General features: G+C 57.1%; 22 protein-coding genes, 1 tRNA gene and 1 pseudogene. 12 read left to right on the top strand and 12 right to left on the bottom strand.

Translation table 11 applies throughout. From position 1 onward, the window contains the following. The first annotated feature begins 1 nt into the window (after window position 1). The 3 genes from ACO6TI_RS02295 (at window position 2) to ACO6TI_RS02285 (ending at window position 3,849) form a co-directional block, all read left to right on the top strand. On the top strand, window positions 2–1,339 hold the full coding sequence (locus tag ACO6TI_RS02295; RefSeq protein ID WP_209013175.1) for a COG4223 family protein: 1,338 nt from the start codon (window positions 2–4) through the stop codon (window positions 1,337–1,339). A 78-nt stretch (window positions 1,340–1,417) separates the two neighbouring features. Continuing rightward, window positions 1,418–3,382, top strand: coding sequence for a heme biosynthesis HemY N-terminal domain-containing protein (locus tag ACO6TI_RS02290; RefSeq protein WP_422384262.1), 1,965 nt, complete (start codon window positions 1,418–1,420; stop codon window positions 3,380–3,382). A 391-nt stretch (window positions 3,383–3,773) separates the two neighbouring features. Next, window positions 3,774–3,849 (top strand) — tRNA-Thr (locus ACO6TI_RS02285). Between the two features lie 249 nt (window positions 3,850–4,098). Here the strand turns inward: ACO6TI_RS02285 and ACO6TI_RS02280 are convergent. Then, window positions 4,099–4,854 (bottom strand): class II aldolase and adducin N-terminal domain-containing protein, encoded by a 756-nt coding sequence (locus ACO6TI_RS02280; protein WP_422384261.1) that lies wholly within the window; start codon window positions 4,852–4,854, stop codon window positions 4,099–4,101. Window positions 4,855–4,956: 102 nt separating this feature from the next. Here ACO6TI_RS02280 and ACO6TI_RS02275 point away from each other — a divergent pair, with 102 nt between their 5' ends. After that, the gene (locus ACO6TI_RS02275) at window positions 4,957–5,148 is read left to right on the top strand and encodes a LysR family transcriptional regulator (protein ID WP_321207498.1); all 192 of its coding nucleotides are present in this window, start codon (window positions 4,957–4,959) and stop codon (window positions 5,146–5,148) included. Window positions 5,149–5,879: 731 nt separating this feature from the next. After that, on the top strand, window positions 5,880–6,614 hold the full coding sequence (locus ACO6TI_RS02270) for a hypothetical protein (RefSeq protein ID WP_055115513.1): 735 nt from the start codon (window positions 5,880–5,882) through the stop codon (window positions 6,612–6,614). On the opposite strand, the gene ACO6TI_RS02265 is transcribed toward ACO6TI_RS02270, so the two are convergent. From ACO6TI_RS02265 to ACO6TI_RS02230, 8 genes and pseudogenes are all read right to left on the bottom strand, one after another. Continuing rightward, window positions 6,615–7,403 carry a crotonase/enoyl-CoA hydratase family protein gene (locus ACO6TI_RS02265; protein ID WP_055114450.1) on the bottom strand — a complete coding sequence of 263 codons (789 nt, stop codon included), beginning with the start codon at window positions 7,401–7,403 and terminating at the stop codon, window positions 6,615–6,617. Continuing rightward, window positions 7,400–8,260 (bottom strand): hydroxymethylglutaryl-CoA lyase, encoded by an 861-nt coding sequence (locus ACO6TI_RS02260; RefSeq protein ID WP_055114448.1) that lies wholly within the window; start codon window positions 8,258–8,260, stop codon window positions 7,400–7,402. The genes ACO6TI_RS02265 and ACO6TI_RS02260 overlap by 4 nt, the downstream gene beginning before the upstream one ends. A gap of 190 nt (window positions 8,261–8,450) precedes the next feature. Further along, window positions 8,451–10,082, bottom strand: a complete 1,632-nt coding sequence (locus ACO6TI_RS02255) for an acyl-CoA synthetase (RefSeq protein ID WP_422384260.1) — start codon at window positions 10,080–10,082, stop codon at window positions 8,451–8,453. After that, window positions 10,069–12,063: a biotin carboxylase N-terminal domain-containing protein gene (locus ACO6TI_RS02250; protein ID WP_422384259.1), complete on the bottom strand. Its 1,995-nt coding sequence runs from the start codon at window positions 12,061–12,063 to the stop codon at window positions 10,069–10,071. The genes ACO6TI_RS02255 and ACO6TI_RS02250 overlap by 14 nt, the downstream gene beginning before the upstream one ends. Continuing rightward, window positions 12,063–12,578: an O-acetyl-ADP-ribose deacetylase gene (locus ACO6TI_RS02245; RefSeq protein ID WP_422385285.1), complete on the bottom strand. Its 516-nt coding sequence runs from the start codon at window positions 12,576–12,578 to the stop codon at window positions 12,063–12,065. Before ACO6TI_RS02245 ends, ACO6TI_RS02250 begins: the two co-directional genes overlap by 1 nt. Window positions 12,579–12,623: 45 nt before the next feature. Then, a pseudogene (locus tag ACO6TI_RS02240) lies at window positions 12,624–13,010 on the bottom strand (ASCH domain-containing protein); the annotation flags it as partial. Between the two features lie 5 nt (window positions 13,011–13,015). Then, on the bottom strand, window positions 13,016–14,623 hold the full coding sequence (locus ACO6TI_RS02235) for a carboxyl transferase domain-containing protein (protein ID WP_422384258.1): 1,608 nt from the start codon (window positions 14,621–14,623) through the stop codon (window positions 13,016–13,018). Between the two features lies 1 nt (window position 14,624). Continuing rightward, on the bottom strand, window positions 14,625–15,254 hold the full coding sequence (locus tag ACO6TI_RS02230; RefSeq protein ID WP_422384257.1) for a TetR/AcrR family transcriptional regulator: 630 nt from the start codon (window positions 15,252–15,254) through the stop codon (window positions 14,625–14,627). Window positions 15,255–15,445: 191 nt separating this feature from the next. On the opposite strand from ACO6TI_RS02230, the gene ppk2 reads away from it, so the two are divergent. Together ppk2 and ACO6TI_RS02220 are read left to right on the top strand one after the other, a co-directional pair. Continuing rightward, window positions 15,446–16,354: a polyphosphate kinase 2 gene (gene ppk2 / locus ACO6TI_RS02225; protein WP_422384256.1), complete on the top strand. Its 909-nt coding sequence runs from the start codon at window positions 15,446–15,448 to the stop codon at window positions 16,352–16,354. A gap of 105 nt (window positions 16,355–16,459) precedes the next feature. After that, complete coding sequence (locus ACO6TI_RS02220) at window positions 16,460–17,467, top strand: Gfo/Idh/MocA family protein (RefSeq protein WP_196900341.1); 1,008 nt, start codon at window positions 16,460–16,462, stop codon at window positions 17,465–17,467. Window positions 17,468–17,534: 67 nt separating this feature from the next. Here ACO6TI_RS02220 and ACO6TI_RS02215 read toward each other — a convergent pair whose 3' ends face one another. After that, on the bottom strand, window positions 17,535–18,338 hold the full coding sequence (locus ACO6TI_RS02215; protein WP_055114436.1) for a helix-turn-helix transcriptional regulator: 804 nt from the start codon (window positions 18,336–18,338) through the stop codon (window positions 17,535–17,537). A 147-nt stretch (window positions 18,339–18,485) separates the two neighbouring features. Between ACO6TI_RS02215 and ACO6TI_RS02210 the strand changes: the two genes are divergently transcribed. The 4 genes from ACO6TI_RS02210 to ACO6TI_RS02195 all read left to right on the top strand — a co-directional run bounded on the left by ACO6TI_RS02210 (window position 18,486) and on the right by ACO6TI_RS02195 (window position 23,467). Then, on the top strand, window positions 18,486–20,078 hold the full coding sequence (locus ACO6TI_RS02210; protein ID WP_173937300.1) for an ABC transporter substrate-binding protein: 1,593 nt from the start codon (window positions 18,486–18,488) through the stop codon (window positions 20,076–20,078). Window positions 20,079–20,157: 79 nt separating this feature from the next. Beyond that, the gene (locus tag ACO6TI_RS02205) at window positions 20,158–21,789 is read left to right on the top strand and encodes an amidohydrolase (protein ID WP_422384255.1); all 1,632 of its coding nucleotides are present in this window, start codon (window positions 20,158–20,160) and stop codon (window positions 21,787–21,789) included. Window positions 21,790–21,902: 113 nt separating this feature from the next. Further along, window positions 21,903–23,054 (top strand): helix-turn-helix transcriptional regulator, encoded by a 1,152-nt coding sequence (locus tag ACO6TI_RS02200; protein WP_422384254.1) that lies wholly within the window; start codon window positions 21,903–21,905, stop codon window positions 23,052–23,054. Window positions 23,055–23,101: 47 nt separating this feature from the next. Further along, a complete protein-coding gene (locus ACO6TI_RS02195; protein ID WP_104702443.1) occupies window positions 23,102–23,467 on the top strand; it encodes a DUF1304 family protein in 366 nt (121 codons plus the stop codon). A 65-nt stretch (window positions 23,468–23,532) separates the two neighbouring features. Here the strand turns inward: ACO6TI_RS02195 and ACO6TI_RS02190 are convergent, their stop codons facing one another. Continuing rightward, the gene (locus ACO6TI_RS02190) at window positions 23,533–24,075 is read right to left on the bottom strand and encodes an AAA family ATPase (RefSeq protein ID WP_422384253.1); all 543 of its coding nucleotides are present in this window, start codon (window positions 24,073–24,075) and stop codon (window positions 23,533–23,535) included. Window positions 24,076–24,501: 426 nt separating this feature from the next. On the opposite strand from ACO6TI_RS02190, the gene ACO6TI_RS02185 reads away from it, so the two are divergent. Next, entirely contained in the window at window positions 24,502–25,080 is a 579-nt protein-coding gene (locus ACO6TI_RS02185) for a VPLPA-CTERM sorting domain-containing protein (RefSeq protein ID WP_422384252.1), read from the top strand. Between the two features lie 121 nt (window positions 25,081–25,201). On the opposite strand, the gene infC is transcribed toward ACO6TI_RS02185, so the two are convergent. After that, complete coding sequence (gene infC / locus ACO6TI_RS02180; RefSeq protein WP_082442468.1) at window positions 25,202–25,741, bottom strand: translation initiation factor IF-3; 540 nt, start codon at window positions 25,739–25,741, stop codon at window positions 25,202–25,204. Window positions 25,742–25,784: the final 43 nt, after the last annotated feature.

Here is a 25,784-nt window from a genome sequence, read left to right as displayed (position 1 = left end):
TGTGATCGGCGGGATTATTGTGCTGGGCGGGGGCTTTGGTCTGCACCAGGCCGGAATTCTCAAACTTACGCCGGAGCAGGATCAGCAGCTTGCAAGCGCTCTTTCGGCAGCTGAAGGAAAAATTTCCGAACTGGAACAAAAACTCGGTGATGTCAGTTCGTCTGCGCAAGGTCAGGACGCCAGTGCGGCGGTAAGCGCGCTCGAGAGCAAGGTATCTTCGCTTGAAAGCGACCTGCAGAACGCCGTTTCGTCGGCATCTGCGGATGTCTCGCCCGCGATTGACGCCCTGAAACAGGACATTGAAAGCCTGCGCGGCGATATTACAGCTGCGGCCAGTGGCAACGGAGAAGGCGCCCCAATCAGCCTTAAACCCCTGGAGACCCGGCTTGCGGCTCTGGAAAGTTCAACCGGATCGCAGTCGCAGGTTGATCTGAAGCCGCTCGAGCAGCGCCTCTCCAAACTGGAAGGCGAGGCAACTGCCTCGACAAGCGAAGCAGGCAAGCTTTCCGGATCGCTCACCGGCCTGGAGAGTGAAGTAAGTGCGCTGAAGACGCAGCTCTCCGGCGTTGAAAACCGTGTTCAGAACGCTGAGGCTACTGCCAAGGCGGCCCAGACCGCTGTCTCGACATCCGACGTTTCCCTGAAAACACTTGCCGACAGCCAGGCCCGTGCGACCGAAACGCTGTCGAGCCTTTCCTCCGATATCAATTCGGTTGGCGCCGCAAATACGGCTGCACTGGAAACCATCCGGGCCGAGCTGGACGCGATTTCAAAACGGCTTCAGCATGTGGAAGGCACAATGGGCGATGCGACCGCGCGCGAAGTCGCCGCTAGAGCATTGTCTGTTTCCGCGCTCAAGTCGGCGGTCGATTCGGGTCGCCCCTACGCGACGGAGCTTGCAGCTGTCAAAGCAGGATTGCCGGCCGATATCGATCTCAAGGCGCTCGAGGCGCATGCGGAGAGCGGCGTCGAACCGGTTTCCGTCCTGATCGCGCAGTTCCCACCGGTCGCCCGGAAGATCTATCAGACATTTTCCGAGCCGGATCATTCCGACGACGTCCTGAACAGTCTGCTTGCGAGCGCGAAATCCATCGTTGCGGTCAGAGGCCCGGGTGATGAAGATGGCACAGGGCCGGAAGCAGCCTTGCGGCGTATGGAAAATGCTGTTTCCAATGGTAATCTCAAGGGTGCGATTGCAGCCTTTCAGGAGCTTCCGGAAACGGCAAAGGCAGCCGGCAGCGACTGGATTGCCCATGCCGAGGCGAGAGTTGAGGTCGATGGGTTAACAGACAAGGCCTCACAGGAAGTGCTTAGTGCGCTTGCTGGGAAGGACAGTTAAGCGGCGACCGCTGGCCGGTCGTCCACGCAGTAGTTGTTTTGAGCCGGAGTCGCCCGGCGACGCTTGGGAGCGAGCTTTATGATCCGCGTCTTTTTGTTCTTTCTCCTGCTGTTCGGCCTGGCTGCCGGGTTTGGCTGGGTAGCGGATCTGCCCGGGACAATCTCGGTCAGCTGGGACGGATATGTGTGGGAACAGCCTCCGGTTGTCGCAGCGCTGGTGGTTGGCGCACTGCTTGCGGTCTTCCTGATTGCCGTCTGGATTATCCGGGTGATCCTGAAATCGCCGCAGATCGCCAACCGGTTCTTCAAGCGCCGCCGCCAGGACAAGGGCTACGCGGCCCTGTCGCACGGACTGATCGCACTTGGCACCGGCGATGCAAAACTCGCCCGGCGACATGGTCTGGAGGCAGACCGGTTGTTGTCCGAGGAACCTGCGGCCAAGCTGCTTCTGGCGCAGACGGCCCAGCTTGCCGGCAAGGATGATGAAGCACGGCAGCGGTTCGAATCCATGCTGGACGATCCTGAAACAAAGGCGCTGGGACTGCATGGCCTGTTCGTCGAAGCAGAAAGACACAGGGAACCCGTGGCGGCGCGTCACTACGCGGAAGAAGCCGCCAAAACCTCACCGGGCCTGGAGTGGGCCGGGAAAGCTGTGCTTGGCTATCAGGCGGTTGCCCATCACTGGGACGAGGCACTGAAGACGCTGGAGCGCAACTATGCCGCCAAGCTTCTGGACAAGAAAAGCTATCGCCGGGAGCGGGCCGTTATCCTGACGGCGCTTGCGCAGAAGCTCGAGGACGGAGAACCGGAGCGTGCCTTTTCGCTTGCAAAGGAAGCGCATGGATTGGCGCTCGACCTGGTGCCGGCTGCCGTTCTGACGTCCCGCCTTGCAACCCGGCGGGGCGATATCCGCAAGGCTGCCAAGGTGCTGGAAGCAACCTGGCGCTTGTCGCCCAATCCGGAGCTGGCCGAAACCTACGCCCACGTCCGCACCGGCGATTCGGCGGTCGATCGGCTGAAACGCGTGAAGTCCCTTTCCGCACAGCGTACCAACACGCCGGAAGGCGCGATGGCGATCGCACGTGCTGCCATTGAAGCACGTGAATTCGAAGAAGCGCGCACGCAGTTGAAGAAAGTGCTGCAGTCCGAACCGACACGGTCTGCCTTCCTTTTGATGGCAGAAGTGGAGGAAGCCGAGCATGGCGACAGGGGCCGTATGCGTGACTGGCTGGCGCGTGCGCTGAAGGCGCCGCAGGACAAGGCCTGGGTTGCCGACGGTATCGTGTCGGCCGAATGGCAGCCGGTATCTCCGGTGACCGGAAAGCTGGATGCCTTCCAGTGGACCAACCCGGGAACTGCCGTGGATGAAGATGGCGACCTTGTCGAAGACAGTTTGTTCGAGGCCCCGGCCTTGCCGGTGGCGGCTCCTGCCGAACCGATGACAGTGGTCGAACCCGCCGAGCAGGATCCCATCGAGGAGACGAAATCCGTCGCGGAGCCTAAAACCGTCGAGCTGGAGGCAGAGCCCCTGAAAAAGGAGGCGGCTCCGGTTGAGACGGCGGTCGCCGAAACCAAACCCGCCAAAGCCCCGTCCGTTGCGGTCAACAACGGGAAACAGGGATATGAAGGTACGACCGATGACGTTCACCACAGCCCCGCTTTGAGTGATCTGCCGGACGCCTCGGCGAAGCCAGCTTCTTCTGAACCGGACAAGGAAGATCCGACACCGGCTGCAAAAGCTGCCGAAGAGCCGGATGTGTACGAAGATACGCAGCAAGACAAACCGGTTTCCGCCACCGGTGTCGACAACGGCACGGGCGATGAGCCCGCCGGTGACAAGGAAGACGCAAAATCCTCTTCGGAGATGTCCGAAGAGGATGCCAAATCCGAAGAAAAGAAAGCCGATGAGGAGAAGGCCGACGGTGAAGACGACAAGAACCGTCCAATCCAGTTTCCGTTGTCGCGCATGCCGGACGATCCGGGAACTGAAGACGATGACAAGGACAGCAAGGCAAAAACGTCTCGTCCCCGGTTCTTCAATTGAACGACAGGTGTCACACCTGAAGCAGGCGGGTTTGCACATCGCTTGCGTTTCGGCAGCCCCTTGACTTCAGTCCCGGCCAGGTGCAAAGCGCGCCTGGGCCAATCGAGGTCTTGATGTTTTCACCAACGCAGCCACTGCTTTGGATCTGACAGATCCGGATCCGCACTACACGGCGATTTGGACGGCAAACGAGGTCTGTGGCAACGGTCCGGGCGGTGCCATTTCCTGGGCACAGTGAACAGGCCCGGACAGAACATGCGGAAGAAGCGATCTTCCAAGGAGAACCTTCGGCAAGCCCCTTGCATCTCGGGCCAAGCTCCGGTAATTAGCGGCCCACTCGACACGCTTTCGAGCGCGCGCAATATGCGCCACTACCTGTTCGTCAGGACACGCCGCTGTAGCTCAGATGGTAGAGCACGTCATTCGTAATGATGGGGTCGTAGGTTCGAGTCCTATCAGCGGCACCACTTTTTCATTTGCCAAGCCTGAAGACATGGGTGCCGGAGACATGAGACGCCGTTTCGTGTCGAAGTTTGCGCACTAGTCGACATGCCGGGCAATCGTCGCTGGGTGATCAGCAGCCTGTAGATCCTTTTCGCAAGTCCGCAAGATAGACAAGTCCCGGTTTGTCGGAACGGGAGGCGGTTGATTTCAGGATCTTCTTGCCCAGCCGGACACCGAAGACCAAGCATTGGTCGGCACCTAGTCGCGCATTTTCAGCTGGCGTAGTCCGAGTTTTCACCGTCGAGAATGGCCTTGAGTTCGCTGAGGTGCTGATCGGCCTGGCTGGGGTAGTCTTCCAGCTCCTGCGCCGTTTTTTCCGCAATCTCGTGGGACAGAACGCGCAATAGGCGGCCAGTCTGCAAGGCGCGGATATAGGTCTCCGCTGCCCGCTCGAAATAGTAAAGACGGTTGAACGTGTCCGCGACAGTGTCACCGATTACCAGCACTCCGTGATTGCCCATGATCATCGTCTTGACCTTGGGGTCGGAGAGCAGTGTTGCACAGCGGGCACCTTCCTCTTCAAAGGCAAGGCCACCAAAATCCTCATCGATGACATATCGACCGTAAAACATTGCCGTATTCTGATCGATGGGCGGCAGATTGCTGTCCGCGAGACAGGCGAGCACAGTTGCGTGGATCGAATGAACATGCATGACGCACCTGGCATGCGGGCAAAGGCGGTGGAGGGATCCGTGCAACCCCCAGGCCGTCGGATCAGGGGCGTCTGGCCCTTCCATTGTCGTAGGATCGTTTGCATCCAGAAACAGAAGGTCAGATGCCTTGATGCGGCTGAAATGGCGCTGGTTCGGGTTCATGAGGAACTGTGTGCCGTCGTCATTCACTGCGAGGCTGAAATGGTTTGCGACCGCTTCGTGCATGTCGAGCCGCGCGGTCCAGCGAAACGTCGCGGCCATATCCACACGTTCCTGCCAATGGGTCAGATTTCTGTTTTCCGCTACCTGCAACATCGTGCTTCTCCCTCATGGCGTTCGGCGATTTTGGCAAGCTGAACCTGGACTGACGAACAATGGATTCAAGGATATGACAGAAGGAAAACCAATGTACAGGTTATGCGCGTGATGCAGCACTCAAATCTGCCACCGCTTACCTGGCTGCGTGCCTTTGAGGCGTCAGCACGTCACCTCTGTTTCGCACGGGCGGCGGCCGGGCTCCATTTGACACAATTTGTGGTCAGTCGACATGTTCGCAGTCTGGAAGCCAAACTCGGGCATTTATCGGTGCGGAGACGGGAAGAGACATGACGGCGCAAGGCAACATGGCATTTCACGTCTTCTGGCTTGCACTGCGTCAGAGCCGCCGTTCTTTTCGATTGTGCCGGAACAACCGCGACATGGCGCGCGTGGAGCAAGTTGCGCGGTGAACCGTTCTTCCGGGACAAGGAACTCAATCTTTCCTCGACTTGTGCCATCGCCGCCGCCGCGGCGCCTGAGGGTGCTGGCCTAAAGATGGTTCATGACAAGCTCGTGGGCGAGCTACCGGAAACGGGAAGGCTGGTGTAACCGTTCGATCATTTGGCTTTGCTTGTCGAAGTCAATTTTCTGCTGCCTCCTTCCTCGCACGCACACACCTGCGTCCCAGGCATTCGTTAACCGGATCACAGGAGAGTTTCGGAGGAATTTAGGATGTCATTGTCGACCGCTCGGATATTTTTTGCATCAAGTATTATATATTACAATTGGTTACCGGAAACACCGGAATTCAGGATTGCTGGTTTTACTTCCAAATTGAATCGAGTTTGCCGGCAAAAACTCAGATTATTGGTTACATTGTTTTTGGATAGAATGATCTGGTTGTTGATTTACATCTCTCCTGTTGATTCAATGGCAGAATCAGTAAGTTTCCCCAGTCTGTTACGGTTTCGCTGTCTGAAAGCATGGAGAGCGGTTTGGGCAAAACAGCCAAGATTGAATTTATTCGCCGCGTATTACCTTTGAGCCTCAGCGTCTTTGCGATTGTTTGCGGATTTTTCTTCATGTCGCTGCTGAACAGCCTGTTATGCCTCGTCGCGGCGGCGGGTATCTATGCGGCACTTCCCAAACCATCTGCTCCTTCCGGAGCGGTCAAACCGGTTTGCCGGCCGTCAATCATCGTCTTCGACGCGCTGGGTTTCACGCTTGGAATTTTGTTCTTCTCACTCGCGTTCATCGGAATGGGCAGCACAACAGGAGCGCTCGCACTCATCTCCCTGTGCCTGTTGGTTCCGGCGTGTGCGTGTTTTCCATTCTTTGCAGTGGCTGTCCGGCAAGAGACATCCTGGGTCCGTTTTTTCGGCAACGGATTTGAGTTTACCCAATTCGGATTGCGCGCCCGGGTTCCCTATGACGAGCTGAAAAAAGTCGAAGTCCGCCTTTGGGAGGCATCCGGCTGGGTTGCATGGTTCCAGTCGACCATGGGTTCGATCGGACACAAGAAAGCTGTTCTGCTGAATGGCGCTGAAAGCACAAAGACGCTGGTCTTCAAGCACCCTGCCAACGGAACCTTCACAATTTCGTCGGAACTGATACCTGATCTTCAAAGGATCCTGATCGGCATGGACCGGGCGGGCATCGAGCTACCGGAAGGTATCAGTGAGTGGCAGCGCAAGAAAATCCGCCGGCGCAGGGAGCGCATGTATGGCGAACCGGAAAAGGAAGCGCCAAAGTCGGAACAGGTCGAAGTTGCGCGGATCGCCGCCCTGATCGAGCACGCAAGACGTCAGACGACCTGATCAGCCAGACACCCATGCCGGTTTTCTCTTGTCAAAGAATGCGTTTATCCCCTCACGCGCCTCCGGAGTTTCCCAGGTATCCGCGAGCCGGCCAATCGTGTCTTCGATAATCTCGTCAGTGATCGATGGACCGAGCGACCTTGCCAGTGCCTTTGAAGCTGCAACGGCAGCAGGTGCGGCTGCGAGATAGGGCCTGATTTCGCTTTCCACCGCGGTATCCAGTTCCTCGGCCGACACGACGTTGGCGGCAAGGTTCAGGTCCTTTGCCTCGTGCGCGCTGAAGATGCGGGCCGACATGAAAACACGCCTCGCCTTGCCTTCGCCCATGCGCGCGAGAACGTAGGGGCTGATGGTTGCCGGAATGAGCCCAAGTCGGACCTCCGTCAATCCGAATTTGGCGCCTTCAACGGCGATGACGGTGTCGCAGACACTCATCATGCCGATGCCCCCGCCAAAGGCCTGGCCCTGCACTCGTCCAATCAGCGGCTTTGGAAGTTCATTGAGAGCTTTCAGCATCATGGCGAGCCTGCGCGCTTCGGCAATCCTCTGCATCCGGTCGGCTTCAAACTGCTCGCGCATCCAGCCGAGATCGCCTCCGGCGCAAAAACTTGCCCCTGCACCGGTCAGGATCACGGCCCGCACATCGGGATCATTTCCGAGATTTTCTGCGGCCTCCGCCAGCTCGGTAATCATCCGGGCCGAGAGTGAATTGTGTTTTTCGGGCCGGTTCAACAACAGGGTGGCGACGCCGCGGTCGTCCGCAGAGATGGAAATTGTCTCGAAACTCATGCGTCGGTCCTCCTCAGGCCGCGGGCAAACTCCACAACTTCCGCCAGACGGTCGGACTTGATGCCGGTTTCAAATCCCATGCGTTCAACAAGTGCAACAACCGACTCGGTTGCCACGTTTCCCTTTGCTCCCGGTGCATACGGGCAACCGCCGAGGCCACCGACCGCCGCGTCGAAGATACGCAGTCCCTTTGCAAGACTAACCTCGATGTTTTCCAGCGCCCGCGCCTTGGTGTCATGGAAGTGTCCCGCAAGCCTGCTCGCCGGAACATGCTCCAGGACCGCATCCAGCATCTTGCCGATGGTTTCGGGCGTTCCTGCCCCGATCGTGTCGCCAAGCGAAATTTCATAACAGCCGAGTTCAAACAGCTGCCTTGCAACGTCGGCGACTTTCTCAGGAGGTGTCGGTCCGTCATAGGGACAGTCCGTTACGCAGGAGACATAACCACGTACCGGCATGTCATCGTGCTGCGCCTTTTCAAGAAGCGGCTTGAACCGTTCGATGCTTTCAGCGACAGAGCAGTTGATGTTTTTCCTGGAAAACCCCTCAGATGCCGACCCGAAAATCGCAACTTCGTCCGCGGACGCCTTGCGCGCCGCCGTGTAGCCCTTGACGTTCGGTGTCAGTACCGAATAGACGACGGCCGGATGGCGATAAATTCCATCCATGACGTCTTGTGCATCGGCCATCTGCGGCACCCATTTGGGGCTGACAAAACTCGTCACCTCGATTTTCCGGAAGCCGCAGTCTGAAAGCCTGTCAACAAGCTGGATTTTCAGTTCGGTCGGAACAAACTGCTTTTCGTTCTGCAGTCCATCGCGAGGCCCCATTTCGAAGATGGTTACGAATTCGGACATTTTTTGACTCATTTCGGAAAACCGGTTAGCGGCGAAAGATCTTGTACATTGTTGTCACGGACAGGCAGCGCGCATGCCTGATCCCAGTATGCCAATGCGTTTGAGAATGTTGCCGGGCATGGAGAGACCTGGTCCCAAGAAATTACAGCGATGACGCGCGGGGGCATCGGGTCCATTGCGAACAATGGTCTCACGCCTCCTGCTGGGCGCGGGAGCGCAGTTCCCGCCGGATGACCTTGCCCGTGGTCGTCATTGGCAGCGCTTCAACGAAGGAGACTTCCCGCGGGTATTCGTGGGCAGCCAGCCGGGTCTTGACGAAGTCGGCAATTTCCGCTGCGAGCCGGTCGGTTTGTTCGATGCCGGGTTTCAGAACGATGTAGGCCTTGACGATTTCCGTTCGTTGCGGGTCCGGTTTGCCGACGACGCCCGCCATGGCAACAGCCGGATGACGGATGAGGCAGTCCTCGATTTCACCCGGTCCGATGCGATAGCCAGATGACGTGATGACGTCATCATCGCGTCCGACAAAGCGCAGCCAGCCCCTTGCGTCGCGGACACCTGTATCGCCGGTGAGCAGCCAGTCGCCTGCGAATTTCCTTTTCGTTGCGTCGGGGTTGTTCCAGTATTCGAGAAACATTACGGGATCCGGCCGTTTGACGGCAATGTTGCCGAGCGTTTCCGGAGGCAGTTCCCGGCCATTGTCGTCGACGATCGCGACATGATGACCAGGGACGGCACGACCCATGATGCCAGGGCGGGTTTCCATGATCCGACTGCAACTGGAGACGATCATGTTGCACTCGGTCTGCCCGTAGAATTCGTTGATCGTCAGACCGAAAGTCTTGCGGCCCCAGTCGATCAGTTCCGTCCCGAGTGTTTCGCCCCCCGATGCGACGGAGCGAAGCTCGAAAGTCCACCTTTCCCGTGGTTGCGGTATCTGCCGCATCAGCTTGAGCGCTGTTGGGGGCAGAAAGGCGTTCCGGACTTTCTGATCCTCCAGAAGCTGGAAAGCTGCTTCTGCGGTGAATTTCCGGAAGCGGCAGGCAACGACTGGAACCCCGAGGTAGAGTGCAGGCATCAGCACGTCGAGCAGACCGCCGATCCAGGCCCAGTCAGCGGGCGTCCAGATGCGATCCCCCGGCTGCCCAAGAAAATCGTGGCTCAATTCAACGCCGGGCAGATGGCCGAGCAGGACCCTGTGTCCGTGCAGTGCGCCCTTGGGCTGACCGGTGGTGCCGGAAGTGTAGATGATGATTGCAGGATCGTCGGCGGCGGTATCGAAAGGCGTGAAAACATCCTCGTGTCCTGCCATGTGACTGGCAAGGTCATCCGCGCTGCCATCTTCGCCATCGACACAAAAGACAGTGGTCAATTCCGGTAGCCGGTCTCGAAGCCATGCCAGCTTCGCAGCCCCGCCGGCATCTGTGATTACCGCCTTCGTACCTGAATCGCGCAACCTGTATTCCAGGGCTTCCTCGCCAAACAGCGTGAAGAGAGGTATGGTCACGGCACCCAGTTTCAGCGCGGCGATATGCGCAAATGCGGTTTCCGGACGTTGTGGCAGCAGGACACCAATTCGGTCTCCGGGCGCAACGTTGCGGCTGACGAGCAGATTGGCAAGCTGGTTCGACAGGCGCTTCAGGTCGGCGTAGGTGTAACGGGCGGTGTCGCCGCCCTCGTCAACATAGATCAGCGCTTCGCGGGTTGGTTCCCTGTCCGCCCAGACGTCACAGACCGCGGCTCCGATGTTGAACCGCTCCGGAATGTTCCACGCAAATTTCGCCGTCAGCGCGTTGTAGCTATCAGCGTCAGGCAGCAGCATCGGTTTCCTCCACGAGTGCAAGAAGCGTCGTGCCGTCGGTTACCTGCTCGCCTTCCGTGGCGAATATTTCCGCGATCACGCCATCCCGCGGTGCCTTGAGCGTGTGTTCCATTTTCATGGCTTCAAGGATGACGAGCGGTTGGTCTTTGGTCACGGTATCGCCGGGTGCTGCCGACAAGACCTTAACCAGACCTGGCATCGGCGCAATCAGCTGATCACCGGCAACGGTTGCTTCTTCGTCAGCGCTCAGCGTATCGGGCAAACCGATGGCAAATGCGTGCCCGTTCAAGAAGACGGTAAGACCATCGGTACTTTCGACCACAACAGTACTGGCACGATGGCCTTCGCAGTCGTAGGTGAAGGTGCCGCCGTCGACATCAATGATCGTATAGGTGCGTACCCCACCATCAAGATGTACCGCGAACCGCCGATTACCGAGAGCGCGAACTTCGGTGTCGCGGCGTTCACCACCGACCTCAAGGAGTGCGAACTGGCGCGATGCGCTCCAGATGCGCCACCCTGCCAGAGTTTCGAACGGATCGTTTCCGCAAGCAGGTCTTGTCAGGCCGAGGGCCGTGAGCGCGGCGAGCGCCACAGCGTCTTCCGGGACTTCAGGTTCTTCAATGAGATCTTCAAGGTCCCGGTCGATCAGACCGGTATCGACATCACCAGCCGCAAAATCCTCGTGCCGGCAAAGGGCGGACAGGAAACCGGCATTGGTCACACAGCCGGCAACTTCCGTAGCTTCCAGAGCCGAAAGCAGTTTGCCGAGCGCTGCGTCCCGGGTCGGGCCGTTGACGATCAACTTGGCAATCATCGGGTCGTAGTAAGGTGTAATTTCGTCGCCGGGGCGAACACCACTGTCCACTCGTGCAATCCTTTCAGGCAGGGACAAGTGCTCCAGCGTGCCGATTGCCGGAAGAAATCCTTTCGGAGCGTCTTCAGCGTAGAGCCTTGCCTCGAAAGCCCAGCCAGAGAAGGAAAGTTCTTGCTGCAGTTTCGGCAGGGGCTCGCCGGATGCGACACGTAGTTGCCATTCAACGAGATCTTCTCCGGTGATCAATTCCGTGACCGGATGCTCGACCTGAAGGCGTGTGTTCATTTCCATGAAATAGAACCGGTCAGGATTGAGGCCTTCGGAAACGTCAGCAATGAACTCTATGGTTCCAGCCCCCGAATAGTTGATGGCTCTTGCGGCCTTGACCGCCGCGTTGCCCATCGCGGCCCGCATTTCATCCGTCATGCCGGGGGCAGGGGCTTCCTCGATCACCTTCTGATGACGTCTCTGCAGGGAACAGTCCCGCTCAAACAGATGAACCGCGTTGCCATGTGTGTCGCCAAATACCTGGATCTCGATATGACGCGGCCTGGTGAGATATTTTTCAATCAGCACCTGACCATCTCCGAAACTGGCCTCGCCTTCGCGTTGTGCTCCGGACAGAGCCTCCAGGAAATCTGCAGGATCGTCGACACGCCTCATGCCCTTGCCGCCACCGCCGGCACGCGCCTTGATGAGAACCGGATAACCGATTTCGCTTGCCCGCGCCTTCAGATAAGCCGGATCCTGGTTGTCGCCGTGGTAGCCGGGTACCACCGGAACGCCAGCCTGTTCCATCAGGACCTTGGCCGCGTCCTTCAGGCCCATGGCTCGAATGGAATCGGCGCTCGGGCCGATAAAGGTGATCCCGGCCTTGTCCAGCGCTTCGACGAAATACGGGTTTTCGGACAGAAAACCGTAACCTGGATGGACTGCTTCGGCGCCACTTGTCCGGCAGGCCTCAATGATCCTGTCTACCTGCAGATAACTTTCAGATACGGGTGCCGGCCCGATGTGGAACGCTTCATCCGCCATGGCGACATGCTTGGCGTTTGCATCGGCATCGGAATAAACGGCGACGGTCCTGATTCCCAGGCTTCTTGCGGTTGCCATTACCCTGCAGGCGATCTCCCCGCGGTTGGCTATGAGGATTTTCTTGAACATCAGTCTTCTTTCCTCTTCAGCGCCTTCACGAGATGTGCATGGGCCTGTTCATCAAACGCCACCAGCATGACGCTTTTGATTCCAGGCAGATCGCCCAAGGCACTTCGAATGGCTTTGATTGCGGTTCCCGCTGCCAGGTCGGCTGGATAACCGTAGATGCCGGTAGAGATCGCCGGGAAGGCAACGGTCTTGCAACTGTACTCCGCGGCAAGCCGAAGGCTGGTTTCATAGCAACTGGCAAGCAGGTCGGGTTCGCCTTCATCACCGCCGTGCCAGACCGGCCCGACAGTGTGAATGACATGTCTTGCCGGCAATCTGTATCCGGATGTGATTTTCGCCTGACCGGTCTTGCAACCATGCAGAAGACGGCATTCCTGGACGAGTTCCTGTCCTGCGGCACGGTGGATCGCACCGTCCACACCGCCGCCGCCCAGCAGAGAGGAGTTTGCGGCGTTGACGATGGCGTCCGCCTCAATTTTCGTTATGTCTCCTACAAGACTCGTGATCCGGCTCATGGCTTGCCTTTCGCACTGCGCATCCTGAAGGTCTTCAATCAATCTGAAGCGTTCGCAGACCAGCCACATTGTGGGTTCAAAGCCGCCGTTGCGTTCGAAAAACGCCTGATGATCTGCGCGCCAGCCTTTCAGGTCTTCATTTTCACCCTCGGCCAAGGCGAAATCTTCTGTAACGTCGCAAAACCGCGTGGTCGATACATCAAGGGTTTCCAGAACAAGAGCCGGTGTTCCGTTCCAGTTGAGAGCGATTTCCCTGCGGCCGGCCACGGGCATGGCCTCCTCGCCGGATTCAAAGTCGCGAAGTGCACCGCAGGTTGCCGTCTTCTTTCCGGCCCGCACGAGTCCGATCAGATCGCCGCTCAGCTCCTCGCCATCGCCAAAACTGAATGTTTTGGCGCCGGGGTATTTTGGCTTAAGGTGCTCCAGATCCATCGACATTACATCCTGAAGAGACCAAACCGGGTGTCCTCGATCGGAGCGTTCAGCGAAGCCGAAAGAGAAAGGCCGAGAATATCGCGGGTCTTGCGCGGATCGATGATGCCGTCGTCCCACAGGCGGGCCGTGGCGTAGAGGGGGTGTCCCTGCTCTTCGAATTGTTCGATGATCGGCTGCCTGAAGGCCTGTTCGTCTTCCGTCGACCAGTTGCCTCCCTTGCGCTCGATGCCATCCCGTCGGACGGTTGCCAGAACACCGGCGGCCTGTTCTCCGCCCATGACCGAGATCCGCGAATTGGGCCAGGTCCACAAGAAACGGGGAGAATAGGCCCGGCCACACATGCCGTAATTGCCAGCGCCGAACGAACCGCCGACGAGCATGGTGATTTTCGGAACGGAGGTGGTGGCGACCGCCGTGACAAGTTTTGCGCCGTCCTTGGCGATACCGCCGCTTTCATATTTCTGCCCGACCATGAAGCCGGTGATGTTCTGCAGGAACACAAGCGGGACTTTCCGCTGCGAGCACAGCTCGACAAAATGTGCTCCCTTGACCGCGCTTTCGGAAAACAGAACGCCGTTGTTGGCGATGATGCCCACCGGCATGCCATGAATATGGGCAAAGCCGCAAACGATCGTGGTGCCGTAGCGCGCCTTGAATTCGTCAAACCGCGACCCGTCGACCACCCGGGCAATCACTTCCCGAATGTCGTAGGGCGTTTTCAGGTCCGCCGGGACGACGCCGAATATCTCCTCCGGGTCGTATAGCGGATCTTCCGGCGTCTGCAGCGTCAACGGCGTCGGCTTTGTCCGATTCAGGCTGGCGATGGCGCGCCGGGCAAGCGCAAGTGCGTGCGCATCGTCGCGGGCCAGGTGGTCGGCAACACCGGACAGGCGCGTGTGCACATCGCCGCCGCCGAGATCTTCCGCTGTGACTTCCTCGCCGGTCGCTGCCTTCACCAGGGGTGGGCCAGCCAGGAAAATGGTGCCCTGGTTCCTGACGATGATGGTCTCGTCGGACATCGCCGGAACATATGCACCGCCTGCCGTGCACGATCCCATGACAACGGCGATCTGGGCGATGCCTTTCGCCGACATGTTCGCCTGATTGTAGAAGATGCGGCCAAAGTGGTCCCGGTCCGGAAACACCTCGTCCTGATTGGGCAGATTGGCACCGCCCGAATCCACCAGATAGATGCAAGGCAGATTGTTTTCCGAGGCAATTTCCTGCGCGCGAAGGTGTTTTTTCACCGACATCGGATAGTAGGTGCCGCCTTTGACCGTGGCGTCGTTGGCGAGGATCATGACTTCCTGACCTTCCACGCGACCGATGCCGGCAATCATGCCGGCGGACGGGGCGGCCCCGTCATACATTTCGTGTGCTGCAAGCATGCCGACTTCGAGGAACGGAGAGCCCGGATCAAGCAGTCGGGACACGCGCTCTCGCGGCAGGATCTTTCCGCGGGAAACGTGACGCTGACGTGCGTTCTCGCCGCCGCCGTCGAGGGCTGTCCGGGCAGCCTCCTTTACAGACTCCATGGCTGCTTCGTGAGCAGTCCTGTTGGCTGTAAAGTCACTGCTTCTCGGCGACAGATTCGATTTCAGGATGCTCATGTCATCCGGTCTCCGTTTGGAAATTTCTGGTTTCGGATGCAACGGCCTTGCGCACCATGGTCAGGTAGAGGTCCTCGACGTCGTGTTCACCCAGGTGACCGCCCTCCCGGTACCAGGTCGGGATGCCCGTCAGCATGGCGATGATGGCTCTGGTCGCGACTTTCGGATCGTCCACGCTGTATCTCCCGGCAGCGGATCCTTCGTGCAGGATCGATGTCAGGATGGCTTCGTAACGGCGGCGTTCCGCTTCGATGATCTCGAAGTTGTCCGGTTCAAGATTGCGCAGTTCCATATAGGAAATGAACACCTCATCAGCCCGCTCCAGATGGTAGCGGATATGGAAGCGTACAAAGCGTTCAAGAGGGTCCATCGCCTCCGGGAACCGTGCGGTGTCCCAGGCAGTCAGCAGATCTGCCATATGGGTCAGCATCAGATCCTTCAAAATGTCCTGCTTCGTCGGGAAATGATTGTAGAGGGCGCCTGGCCGAACCCCGACATCGGCAGCAATTTCACGCATGGAAACCGCAGCGTAACCGGCACCTGCAAATCGCTTCAGTGCCGCCATGCGCACACGTTTTGCGGTTTCCTGGCCCTTTGATCCGGGTGCAGATCTGGTGGCGATCGTCTGCATCGCATCCTCCCTTGCCCATTCTATAAATGAACGTTCATTCATTTTCAAGTTGTTTGCGGCGATGAAAATGTGATGAAAGGCAGTTGAACTCGTCGAATTGGCATGACTGTCAAAAAACTTACATGGTTAAGTTGTTCACACTCTGCGTGGGTTAGAGACAACGGTTTGAGATTGTTCAAAGGGATCGATTGATGACAGACGAAAGTGCAAAGAGCTGGGTTGAAGCAGAATGGGCAGATACTCTCGACGAAGAACTGGAAATGGAAATCGATGACTTTCTGGTTGCCAGGGATCTCCAGTTCATTTCCGAGAAAAAGCACAAGTCGCCGATCGACCGGAACGCTTACTTTCACGAACTGCTCAGGCTTCAGGCGGAACTGGTCAAATTGCAGGATTGGGTTCAGCACACCGGCGAGAAGATCGTTGTTGTGTTTGAAGGCCGGGATGCCGCCGGCAAGGGCGGTGTGATCAAGCGGATCACCCAGCGCCTCAATCCGCGCGTTGCCCGCGTCGTCGCCTTGCCTGCGCCAACGGAGCGTGAGAAGAGCCAGTGGTATTTTCAGCGTTATGTGCCGCACCTGCCCGCTGCCGGCGAAATGGTTCTGTTCGACAGGTCCTGGTACAACCGTTCCGGTGTTGAACGGGTGATGGGCTTTGCGTCCGAAGACGAGGTCGAGCAGTTCTTCAACGATGTGCCGGAATTTGAACGCATGATTGTCCGCTCCGGAGTACGGTTGATCAAATACTGGTTCTCGATCACGGATGAAGAGCAGCAGCTACGCTTCCTGATGCGCATTCACGATCCGCTGAAACAGTGGAAATTGTCGCCGATGGACCTGGAATCCCGTGTTCGCTGGGAAGACTACACCAAAGCCAAGGAAGAGACCTTCGAGCGTACCAACATCCCCGAGGCACCCTGGTTTATCGTCGAGGGTAATGACAAGAAACAGGCGCGCCTGAATTGCATCAGTCATCTTCTGTCGCAGATGCCATACGAGGAAATACAACACGAGCAGATCAACCTGCCGGAGCGCCGTTTCAATCCGGACTACGAACGCAAGGTGCTGCCCGAGCATCTTTATGTTCCTCAGAAATTTTGACGAACTGTGATAGACTCAAACCATCGTATTGAAGATCCCGGTCTTGCAGGCCGGGATTTTTGATGCCAACTAACGATTGTGCCTCGGTAACGGGAGAAATAGACAATGGATGGCAGTAAAATCCGCTGGGGGATCGTTTCTACAGCAAAGATCGGCCGGGAAAAGGTCATACCGGGGATACAGTCTTCGAAGACCGGCGTTGTCGCGGCGATCGCCTCCCGCAATCGCGACAAGGCGGGTGAAATCGCCGGAGAACTCGGTATCGAAAAGGCCTACGGGTCCTATGAAGAGCTTTTTGCTGATCCTGACATCGACGCCATTTACAATCCGCTGCCCAATCACATGCATGTGCCGGTAACGGTCCAGGCAGTCGAGGCCGGCAAGCATGTGCTTTGCGAGAAGCCGATTGCCCTCAGCGCGGAAGATGCATCGACGCTGCTTTCGCTGCCGAAGGACAGGCTCATAGCGGAAGGCTTCATGGTTCGCGCACATCCGCAATGGATCCGGGCGCGTGAAATCATCCGCTCCGGTGAACTTGGCGACCTCCAGGCAATCCAGGGCTTCTTCAGCTTTTTCAACGACGACCCGGACAACATTCGAAATCGCGCGGACATGGGCGGTGGTGCCCTGATGGATATCGGCTGCTACACCATGCTTGCGGGTCGTTACTTCTTTGAAGCCGAACCGCAACGTGTGGTTTCGTTAATCGACCGCGATCCGGAATTCGGCACCGACAGGTTTACAAGCGCCATGATGGACTTCGGATCGGGACGTCAGCTCACATTCACGGTTTCGACGCAGCTGACACCATTCCAGCGGCTTCAGTTGGTCGGGACGAAGAAGCGCCTTGAAATCCCCATTCCATTCAATTCGCCTCAAGGTGACGCATCCGAATTGCGGCTTGATGACGGGTCGGAGCTTGGCGATGGTTCGGTTCAGCCGGAAGCGATTGCACCATGTGACCAGTATGCCGAACTGGCTGATGTTTTCGGCCGAGCCATCCGCGGGGAAACAACCCTCACCTACGGTGTCGAAGACGCGCTGCAGAACATGAAGATCCTTGATGCGATTTTTGCGTCTGCCGAGCGTGGTGGATGGGTTGACGTGACTTGAAACGCTTCTGCGTTGTTCGGCGTGTGGCGGGAATAGAAGGTCGAGGCGGCCTTCCGGTTACCTGGCTCTAGACCAGAAGGTTCATCCCGTTTGCAGTGTTCGCAAGCGCCTGATTTTCCGTCAAAAATGCTCTGATTGCAGGTTCGATCTGCCTGCTGTTCGGAGCGAAAGCACCACAGGCGCGAACCGCATCGCGGATGCTGACCTTGTCCTCAACCCGTTTCCAGATCGACCGCGACGCATAGGGCATGATGTGGGGCTGCCAGGCAATTCCCATCGTGGTGCCGCGAAGGTATTTCACTTCCTGACGGTATGAGGGTGTCAAAATCGTTTCGACGATACTGCCTTCGCGCATCATTTCATGTTCAACGATATAGATCCGGTTGCCGCGCCGGGTGACAAGACCCTCGTAGCGGGACTTTTGCGAATGACTGGCTTCGGTTGACTTGATCCGTTCAAGCGATCTGGTCGTGACAAAGCCGTCTATCTCGCGAAGCCAGACGAGGCTTTTCAAAATCATTCCGTCCCAGGTCGGTGTCCAGAAATGAGCGTGGTAGAAGCCCAGATAGGGGCGCAGGGTTGCTGCCTGATCCCTGAATGCCGCCGTCATGAGGTCGGCCGGACCTGAACTCTGTTTCGGCCTGCCGATCAGACAGCGGAGATTGAACTCCTCATGGCTTGAAAACAGATCGGCTTCGGTCAGATCGAAGTGCCTGGCGATGCGGCGCATGTTGTGGGCTGAAGGCAGACCGGTGCCATTCAGATATCTGTTGAACTGTTGTCTGTTGATGCCGATTTCACGACAGACACGGGCGATTGACCCGTGCTCGGCACATATGCTGCGCAAATTTCTGGAAAAATCAGCCGTCACTCGCTTCGAATCCTTCGCAGTTAGAAGCTACTTTGATGCAATTAGCTAATAAAAGCATATCTTCGCGAAGTTTTCATTTTTGTTTTTTCGGCCGAGTCTCCCGGTCGAATAGGGAATTGACCGGGTGATCCGCGGGAGGATTGAGACATGAATTCACGAGACCAACATGCAAAGTGGCTGCTGAGCGAAATGGAAAGTGGCCGGATGACACGGCGTGAGTTCCTGGGACGCAGTGCGGCTGTCGGAGCGGCGCTGAGCCTGGGTACGAGCCTGTCAGGTGGAGCGCTTGCCGCTACCGCCAAGAAAGGCGGCCACATGCGGCTGGCCATGGGGCATGGAGCGACGTCCGATTCACTTGACCCGGCGACACTTACCAACGGCCTTCAATGGGTGATCGCATACGGAGTTGCCAACACGCTGACCGAACTTGACGCACAGGGAAATCTCGTCGGTTCGCTGGCAACGGAATGGAGTCCTTCTCCTGATGCCACTGTTTGGACATTCAAGCTGAGGAACGGGGTCGAATTTCACAACGGCAAGACCATGACCGCCGAAGACGTCGTGGCTTCCCTGAATTATCACAGAGGTGAGGATTCAAAGTCTGTCGGCAAACCGGTTATGGCTTCGGTGACGGATATCAGTGCGGACGGCGATACGGTTGTCGTCACGCTGTCCTCCGGCAGCGCGGATTTCCCTTATAATTTCAACGAGGCAACCTTCGGGATTTACCCTGCCAAGGACGGAAGCATCGACTGGAAAGCAGGCGGAACGGGCGGCTATGTCCTGACGTCCGAACAACCCGGCCGGACGTACAAATTCGAACGCAATCCCAACTACTGGAAGGACGGCGCGGCACATGCGGATTCGGTTGAAATTCATTCCATCACAGATCCGGTTGCCCGCCAGAACGCACTGATCACAGGCGAAGTGGACTGTATCGATCGTGTGGAGTTCAAGACCCTCGCGCTGATGGCCCGCAAGCCGGGTATCATTGTCGAAGAAGGCACCGGGCCCTTGCACTACACCTTCCCGATGCTGACCAAACGTGCACCATTCGACAACCTGGAACTGCGCAAGGCTCTCAAATACGCCATCAATCGGCAGGAAACGGTCGACAAGATCCTGTTTGGCCACGGCGTGGTCGGCAATGATCACCCGATTGGACCGTCCTACCGGTATCACGCAACGGATATCGAGCAGCTGAGCTACGATCCCGATCGTGCAAAACATCATATGGAGAAATCTGGTCTCGGAAACATCACCATCGACCTGAGTGCATCGGACGCCGCCTATAGCGGTGCCCTGGACGCAGCTGTGTTGTTCCAGTCCTCCGCGAAACCCGCAGGCATCAACATCAATGTTGTTCGCGAGCCGAATGACGGATACTGGTCTGACGTTTGGATGAAGAAACCCTGGAGCGCCAGCTACTGGGGCGGGTATTCGATCGAAGACACGATGCTGACAACCGGTTTCGCACCCGGTGCGGCCTGGAATGATACGCAATGGGATCATCCGCGTTTCAACGAACTGATGGTGCAGGCAAGAGCCGAACTGAACGAAGATCTGCGCGCGGAGATGTATCGCGACTTGCAGGTCATTCTTCGGGACGAGGGTGGAAACATCGTACCGATGTTCGCCAATGAAGTGCATGCCCGCACCGAAAAGATCGCCCATGGCGAGCTATCCTGGGTGCGCGGCTTCGACGGCCGGCGGATCCTGGATCGCTGGTGGATGACGTAACCGGCTGCTGTGCAGCACCGCCGTTCAAGAATGTGAAAACGGCGGTGCTCGAAAGCAAATCTGATTTACGGAAACGTGCATGAGCAGTCCACAGGCGCTTTATTTCAACGGCACAGTCCTGACGATGGACGACGACCTGCCGATCGCTTCTGCTGTCGTCACCGACGGTGAGCGCATTCTGGCAGTTGGAGAGGAGGCGGCACTGCGAGCAGCGCTGAAACCGGATGCGGAAGAAGTGGATCTCAAGGGGCGGACGATGATCCCGGCCTTCATCGATCCACACGGGCATTTCCCTGATCCCGGTTTCATTCAGCTCTTCAGGGTCGATCTTGCTCCGCCACCTCGGGGCGACTGTCTCGACATCCAGACAGCATTGAAAAGACTTGCAAAGCGGGCAGCGGCAACGCCGAAGGGCGAGTGGGTCATGGGCGTGCTTTTCGACAACACAGCTGTTGCCGAGAGAAGAATGCCAACCCGGGCGGAACTTGACGACGTCTCAATCGAACACCCTGTCTGGGTGATCCATGCGTCGGGGCATAATGGTGCTGCCAATTCCGTTGTCCTGAATATGCTCTGCGTCTGCAAGGAAACGCCTGATCCGGCCGGGGGCCGGTTCGGACGTGATCTGCAAACCGGTGAACCCAACGGTCTGATCGAGGGCCTGTCGGCCATGGGAGTCATGAGCGATACCGATTTTCTGATCGATCGCGAACGCTTCTGGCCCGGCTTCAACGCCTGTCGGGACGAATATCTTTCCCAAGGCGTGACCTTTGCACAAAATGCCTGGTCAACGCGCAAGATGCTTGAGCATTTCAACAGTCTTGCCGAAGGTGAAGATCCGGGGATCGACATTCTTCTGCTTCCGATCGGGGAGCTAGAGCCGGATCTTTCCAGCGGCCCGGAGGCGCTGCAATGGCGCAACAACCGGTATTTTACGCTTGGCCCGCGCAAGCTGTTCACAGATGGAGCCTTTCAGCTGCAGACAGCTTATCTCAGCGAACCCTATTACAAGCCGTTCAATCCCGATTCTCCGTACGGCATGACCTATACGGAGCGCGAGGAGCTGTTCAACCAGGTGCGGAAACTGCACCGGATGGGGTTCCAGATCCATTGTCATTGCAACGGCGATGCGGGCACAGACAATCTTCTGGATGCGATTGAGGCCGCGCTGGAAGACTTTCCGCGTCAAGACCATCGCCATACCGTCATCCATGGGCAGGTTCTTCGGGAAGACCAAATGGCACGCATGGCGCGGCTCGGAGTATCCGTCAGTTTTTTCACGGCCCACATTCACTATTGGGGGGACCGGCATCACGACACGTTCCTTGGGCCGGATCGTGCGGCGCGCATTTCTCCGGCCGCCTCGGCCGAGCGTCACGGTGTGCGCTTTACGATCCACAATGATGCTTCGGTGACGCCGACCCGACCTCTTCACTTGATACAGTGCGCTGTCAACAGACGCACCGCTTCGGGACGGACCCTGGGTGAAGAAGAAAGGATTTCAGTCAGATCGGCGCTCAAGGCACATACGATCGATGCCGCCTGGCAGGTCTTTCAGGAAGACGAACGGGGATCCATATCGGCCGGCAAGCTGGCCGACTTTGCAGTCTTGAGCGGAAATCCGCTTGAGCATTCGGATAACCTGGATGCCTGTTCAGTTGTTCAGACCATACGGCGGGGCCGATCCGTCTTTGAAGAGGCGAGTAGTTGACTGCCCGCTTTGTCTCGCCCGAAATTCATCCTCCAGATGGGCTATGACACCGGTCATCAAACCGAATAAGCTGTTGCAAGACGCCGTTTTGCAATCAGTGGATTTGAACCGAATTGTCTGACGAGATCCAGGACCTGACGCTCAAGATATACGATGCCGTTGCAGACCCGGGTCGTTGGGGCGCCGCGCTCGATCAGCTTGTAGACCGCGTGGGAGCGCAGGGAAGCATCATATTTGAATGGGAGGACAGCGAAGGTGACCGCCGACTGACCGCACCGATTCATTCCGGGTATTATTTCTCCGATGCGATCTCGGTGTATCTCTCGAAGTGCCAGGACATGGAAGCCCGGGATCAGGCGATCATTCGCCAACACACCCATGATGACGACGAGATTGCACTGCTTGACGATACGCTGCTTGCGTCTTCCGTCGACGAGCTCAAACAGCAGGAACACGTCCAGAAGCTGATGCGCCTTGGAATGTTTCACCGCGCCGCCGGAGTGATGAACAAGGACAATCGCTGGCTTTCGCTCTTCTCGGTGCAGTTGAATGCCGCGAGAAATCCACTGGATGCAAAAGAGCGGCATTTTCTGTCGCAAGTCCTGCCGCATGTCGCCAAAGCGCTGGATCTCAGCATTCCCATTCGTCAACTTCAAAGCCGGTATCAGCGGGTTCTTTCGGCCATTGATGAACTTGCGATCGGTGTCTGCGTCCTAGACAGCCGTGCCATGATAGTTGCGCGCAACGAGGAGTTCAGGCGCCAGCAGGAAACCTATCGGCTGTTTCGCGTCGGCCAGGGCAGTCAATTGCGGATTGCGGACCGGTCGGGTCAGAGCCAGCTTGACCGTCTCATGTCGGACTGGCGCGAACATGGCAGGTTCGGGGGCCGTCCCCGCAAGGAAAGTATCCTCAGCCACACGGACACTCCTTTGTGCATCGAAATCACGCCGCTGCAGAAGTCGGATGAGATCGGCAACGGTCTCTTTGGCGGATTTGTCCTGTGCAGTACGGACACGAGCCTGCCGGTCATGTGCGACAAGACCCGAATTCGGCAGGCCTTCGGACTGACGTCAGCCGAAGCTTCGCTGGTTGATGCGATCGGGGAAGGCCTGACCAATCCCGAGATTGCAGACCGTCGCAACCGGTCTGTCTCAACGGTCAATGCTCAGACAAAGTCCATCCTTGCGAAATCGAACTGCGCCAACCGCACGCAGTTCGTAAGAATGATGATGCGGTTCGGTGCCAGTTTTCTGACGCCGAGGTGACCCAGGCAATTGAAAGGCGCGAACTTAAGATCAAAAGGATTTGAAACATGACTTACATTTACTGGCTTCTGATGCTGGCCGTTATCGGCGGGCACTTGTTCTTTGCGTATGGGCAATGGTTCAAATGGCCGGATCTTTGCGAAAAGCTGACCGATCTGACAGGTGAAGAGATTGAGAAAACGGCGTTCCTTGGCCGAAGCTTTTCGTCTTACAACGCGTCCGTAGGTGTCGGGCTTTGCCTGAGCTTCTGGCTACCGGTGCCTGCCCAGGCCTGGGTGCAGGGCGTGGTACTTGCGCTGATTGTCTTTACCGCGGCAATTGGTGCCCAGGGGACCAAAGGAAATTCAATTCTTGTGATGCGTCTCGTACCTGCCGCCCTGGCATTGGTTTTCCTGATACTGTCCGGGACGTAGTCCCCTGAAGCAATTCGAACCAAAATGAGATCCGTGCGTTTTGTGCGGATCCATGTTTCGCGCGCTCACCGGCTCAGTTCGAGCGCCCAGTTAGCGATTGCAGACGACGCTTCGGTCGCGGTCATACGGGTTGTATCAAGCTCCAGCAGATACCTGGCATCGGCCCCGTAAAGCGGCTTTGCCTCTCTATGGTTTCGCAAGGCGTATTCCGGATCGCGAGGCTTGCGTTTCAGATCGCGCTCTTCGTTCTGGATGCGGCGAATATTTTCGTCCAGATCGCATTTGACGTGAACGACGCAGAACGGCGCGCGTATCTTGCCCAATTGTTCGATCCGCTGCCATTCGGCATCACCCCAGTCGCCTTGACCGGCAAGCACGGTCGTCAGGACAACGGGTTGTCCGGACGGGAGTTTCCGGATCAGGTCATGGGCAATTTTTTCGATCTTCTCCACCGTGTCACGGAATTCCGGTGACTTGAACTCCGTCAGGGCGAAGGCGACGTTGTAGACTGAATGGATATCGAGCAGCTTGCCGTTCAGTCTGGTGGCCAGTTCCCTGCCGATGGCCAGTTTGCCGACACCAGGGTAACCGTTCAGTAGGATGATCACGCGATTTTCCCAATTGCTGCGTGTTTGGGCTGACGATCACTGACCTTGCTGAACAACCGAACCAGGGTCAACTGATATTCGGGTTCCGAATTCTCCTTCGGTATCAAATCAATACTCAATGCGAGCAATCCATGCTGAGGTCGTTCGTGTATCTGTTTTTGTTTGCCTGATACTGCCGGTTTTCTCGAATGCCGTAAAATTTTCTCAAGGCTGCAACTTGCCAAAGACTGTTGAAACAACAGTGTTTTCCGGGATTGGTGACTGAATATGGGCGATTTATCGCCCTGGAAAGGAAAGGAGAATCAACCTAAGAGATTGTTTTTGGTTGTGTTTTACCGTAACGCCCTGAAAATTAACCCGAATTAATTTGACACTGTTTGAATTTAGGACTTTATTCATCCTAAGTATTTTCTGGAGTAGTGAGTTATGCATATTTACAAATGCTCCATGGCAAGCATGCTTGCGCTTGCTTTTGCCATGTTCGGGGCGTCGATTTTCTCAGCACAATCGGCACCGATGAGCTGCACAACATCTGCTGGTGGTTCCGGGGCTACCCTGACGTTGTCTGACGCAACTGCCGCGGCTTGTTTCACTGGAAATGATACCAACCAGATTGATAACTCTTTCTTGTTGTTTGGAATGACCGGATGGGTGCTTTCAGACAAAAACGATGGCCCTGACGGAGACGGAACGATCGATTTCGTCACTGGGCCGACTAACGGCACGAAGAGCGGAGGCTGGTCGATCGACACGCTTGCGGGACTGACCAAGGTTGTCATCACGCTGAAGGCCGGGAACGGATTTGGTGCGTTCCTGCTCGATCTCACGACTCCCGATCCTCTGTCCGGGACCTGGGCCTCAACAAAAGGTCTGTCGCACGCGTCGATCTATTACAACGGAACACCAACGATTGTTCCGCTGCCTGCAGGTGCTCTGCTGTTGATCACGGGTCTTGCCGGTTTGGGACTGGCGGCTCGACGCCGCAACAAAAGGCAACCCGTTTGATTTGCAGATGACGATTTGACGTCGCAAACCCGATGGCGCTTCAGGATTTGTGCAGCCTGGGCTGTAAATTAAAAAACCCCGCGAAAGCGGGGTTTTTTGTTTGTCTCTACCGATGGAGCGGTTATTTGATGGGAGCCAGAACCATCACCATCTGGCGGCCTTCCAGTTTTGGAGAAGATTCCACCTTCGCAATCTCGGAGGTCTCTTCACGAACCTTGTTCAGAAGGTTCATGCCGAGGTCCTGGTGCGCCATTTCACGTCCGCGAAAACGGAGCGTGACCTTCACCTTGTCGCCGTCGTTGAAAAATCGCAGCATGTTCCTCATCTTCACTTCGTAGTCGTGCGTGTCGATGTTCGGACGCATCTTGATCTCCTTGATCTCGACGGTCTTCTGCTTCTTTCGGGTTTCTGCAGCTTTTTTCTGAGCCTGATACTTGTACCGGCCATAATCCAGAATCTTGCAGACCGGGGGATTGGCGTTCGGCTGGATTTCAACAAGGTCCAGACCTGCATCCATCGCGATTTCCATCGCTTCTTCGGTCGATATGACGCCGCGGTTGGCGCCTTCATGATCAATCAACTGGACTTCGCGAACGCGAATTTCTTGGTTAGTGCGCGGGCCTTCCTTCGTAGGGGGCGGGGCGCGGAACGGACGGCGAATGGTCGCTAACTCCTCTATCGTTTAAACTTGGTGCCAGAATCTG

The organism is Roseibium album, from assembly GCF_965233825.1.
GTDB classification, from domain to species: Bacteria; Pseudomonadota; Alphaproteobacteria; order Rhizobiales; family Stappiaceae; genus Roseibium; species Roseibium album.
This window is presented reverse-complemented; position numbering and strand designations above follow the sequence as displayed.

Bases quoted from the DNA above. Each gene is read 5' to 3' on its own strand.
- ACO6TI_RS02290 (WP_422384262.1), top strand. From the start codon at position 1,418: ATGATCCGCGTCTTTTTGTTCTTTCTCCTGCTGTTCGGCCTGGCTGCC.
- ACO6TI_RS02280 (WP_422384261.1), bottom strand. From the start codon at position 4,854: ATGTTGCAGGTAGCGGAAAACAGAAATCTGACCCATTGGCAGGAACGT.
- ACO6TI_RS02275 (WP_321207498.1), top strand. From the start codon at position 4,957: ATGCGCGTGATGCAGCACTCAAATCTGCCACCGCTTACCTGGCTGCGT.
- ACO6TI_RS02270 (WP_055115513.1), top strand. From the start codon at position 5,880: ATGTCGCTGCTGAACAGCCTGTTATGCCTCGTCGCGGCGGCGGGTATC.
- ACO6TI_RS02265 (WP_055114450.1), bottom strand. From the start codon at position 7,403: ATGAGTTTCGAGACAATTTCCATCTCTGCGGACGACCGCGGCGTCGCC.
- ACO6TI_RS02260 (WP_055114448.1), bottom strand. From the start codon at position 8,260: ATGTCCGAATTCGTAACCATCTTCGAAATGGGGCCTCGCGATGGACTG.
- ACO6TI_RS02255 (WP_422384260.1), bottom strand. From the start codon at position 10,082: ATGCTGCTGCCTGACGCTGATAGCTACAACGCGCTGACGGCGAAATTT.
- ACO6TI_RS02250 (WP_422384259.1), bottom strand. From the start codon at position 12,063: ATGTTCAAGAAAATCCTCATAGCCAACCGCGGGGAGATCGCCTGCAGG.
- ACO6TI_RS02245 (WP_422385285.1), bottom strand. From the start codon at position 12,578: ATGAGCCGGATCACGAGTCTTGTAGGAGACATAACGAAAATTGAGGCG.
- ACO6TI_RS02235 (WP_422384258.1), bottom strand. From the start codon at position 14,623: ATGAGCATCCTGAAATCGAATCTGTCGCCGAGAAGCAGTGACTTTACA.
- ACO6TI_RS02230 (WP_422384257.1), bottom strand. From the start codon at position 15,254: ATGCAGACGATCGCCACCAGATCTGCACCCGGATCAAAGGGCCAGGAA.
- ppk2 (WP_422384256.1), top strand. From the start codon at position 15,446: ATGACAGACGAAAGTGCAAAGAGCTGGGTTGAAGCAGAATGGGCAGAT.
- ACO6TI_RS02220 (WP_196900341.1), top strand. From the start codon at position 16,460: ATGGATGGCAGTAAAATCCGCTGGGGGATCGTTTCTACAGCAAAGATC.
- ACO6TI_RS02210 (WP_173937300.1), top strand. From the start codon at position 18,486: ATGAATTCACGAGACCAACATGCAAAGTGGCTGCTGAGCGAAATGGAA.
- ACO6TI_RS02205 (WP_422384255.1), top strand. From the start codon at position 20,158: ATGAGCAGTCCACAGGCGCTTTATTTCAACGGCACAGTCCTGACGATG.
- ACO6TI_RS02195 (WP_104702443.1), top strand. From the start codon at position 23,102: ATGACTTACATTTACTGGCTTCTGATGCTGGCCGTTATCGGCGGGCAC.
- ACO6TI_RS02185 (WP_422384252.1), top strand. From the start codon at position 24,502: ATGCATATTTACAAATGCTCCATGGCAAGCATGCTTGCGCTTGCTTTT.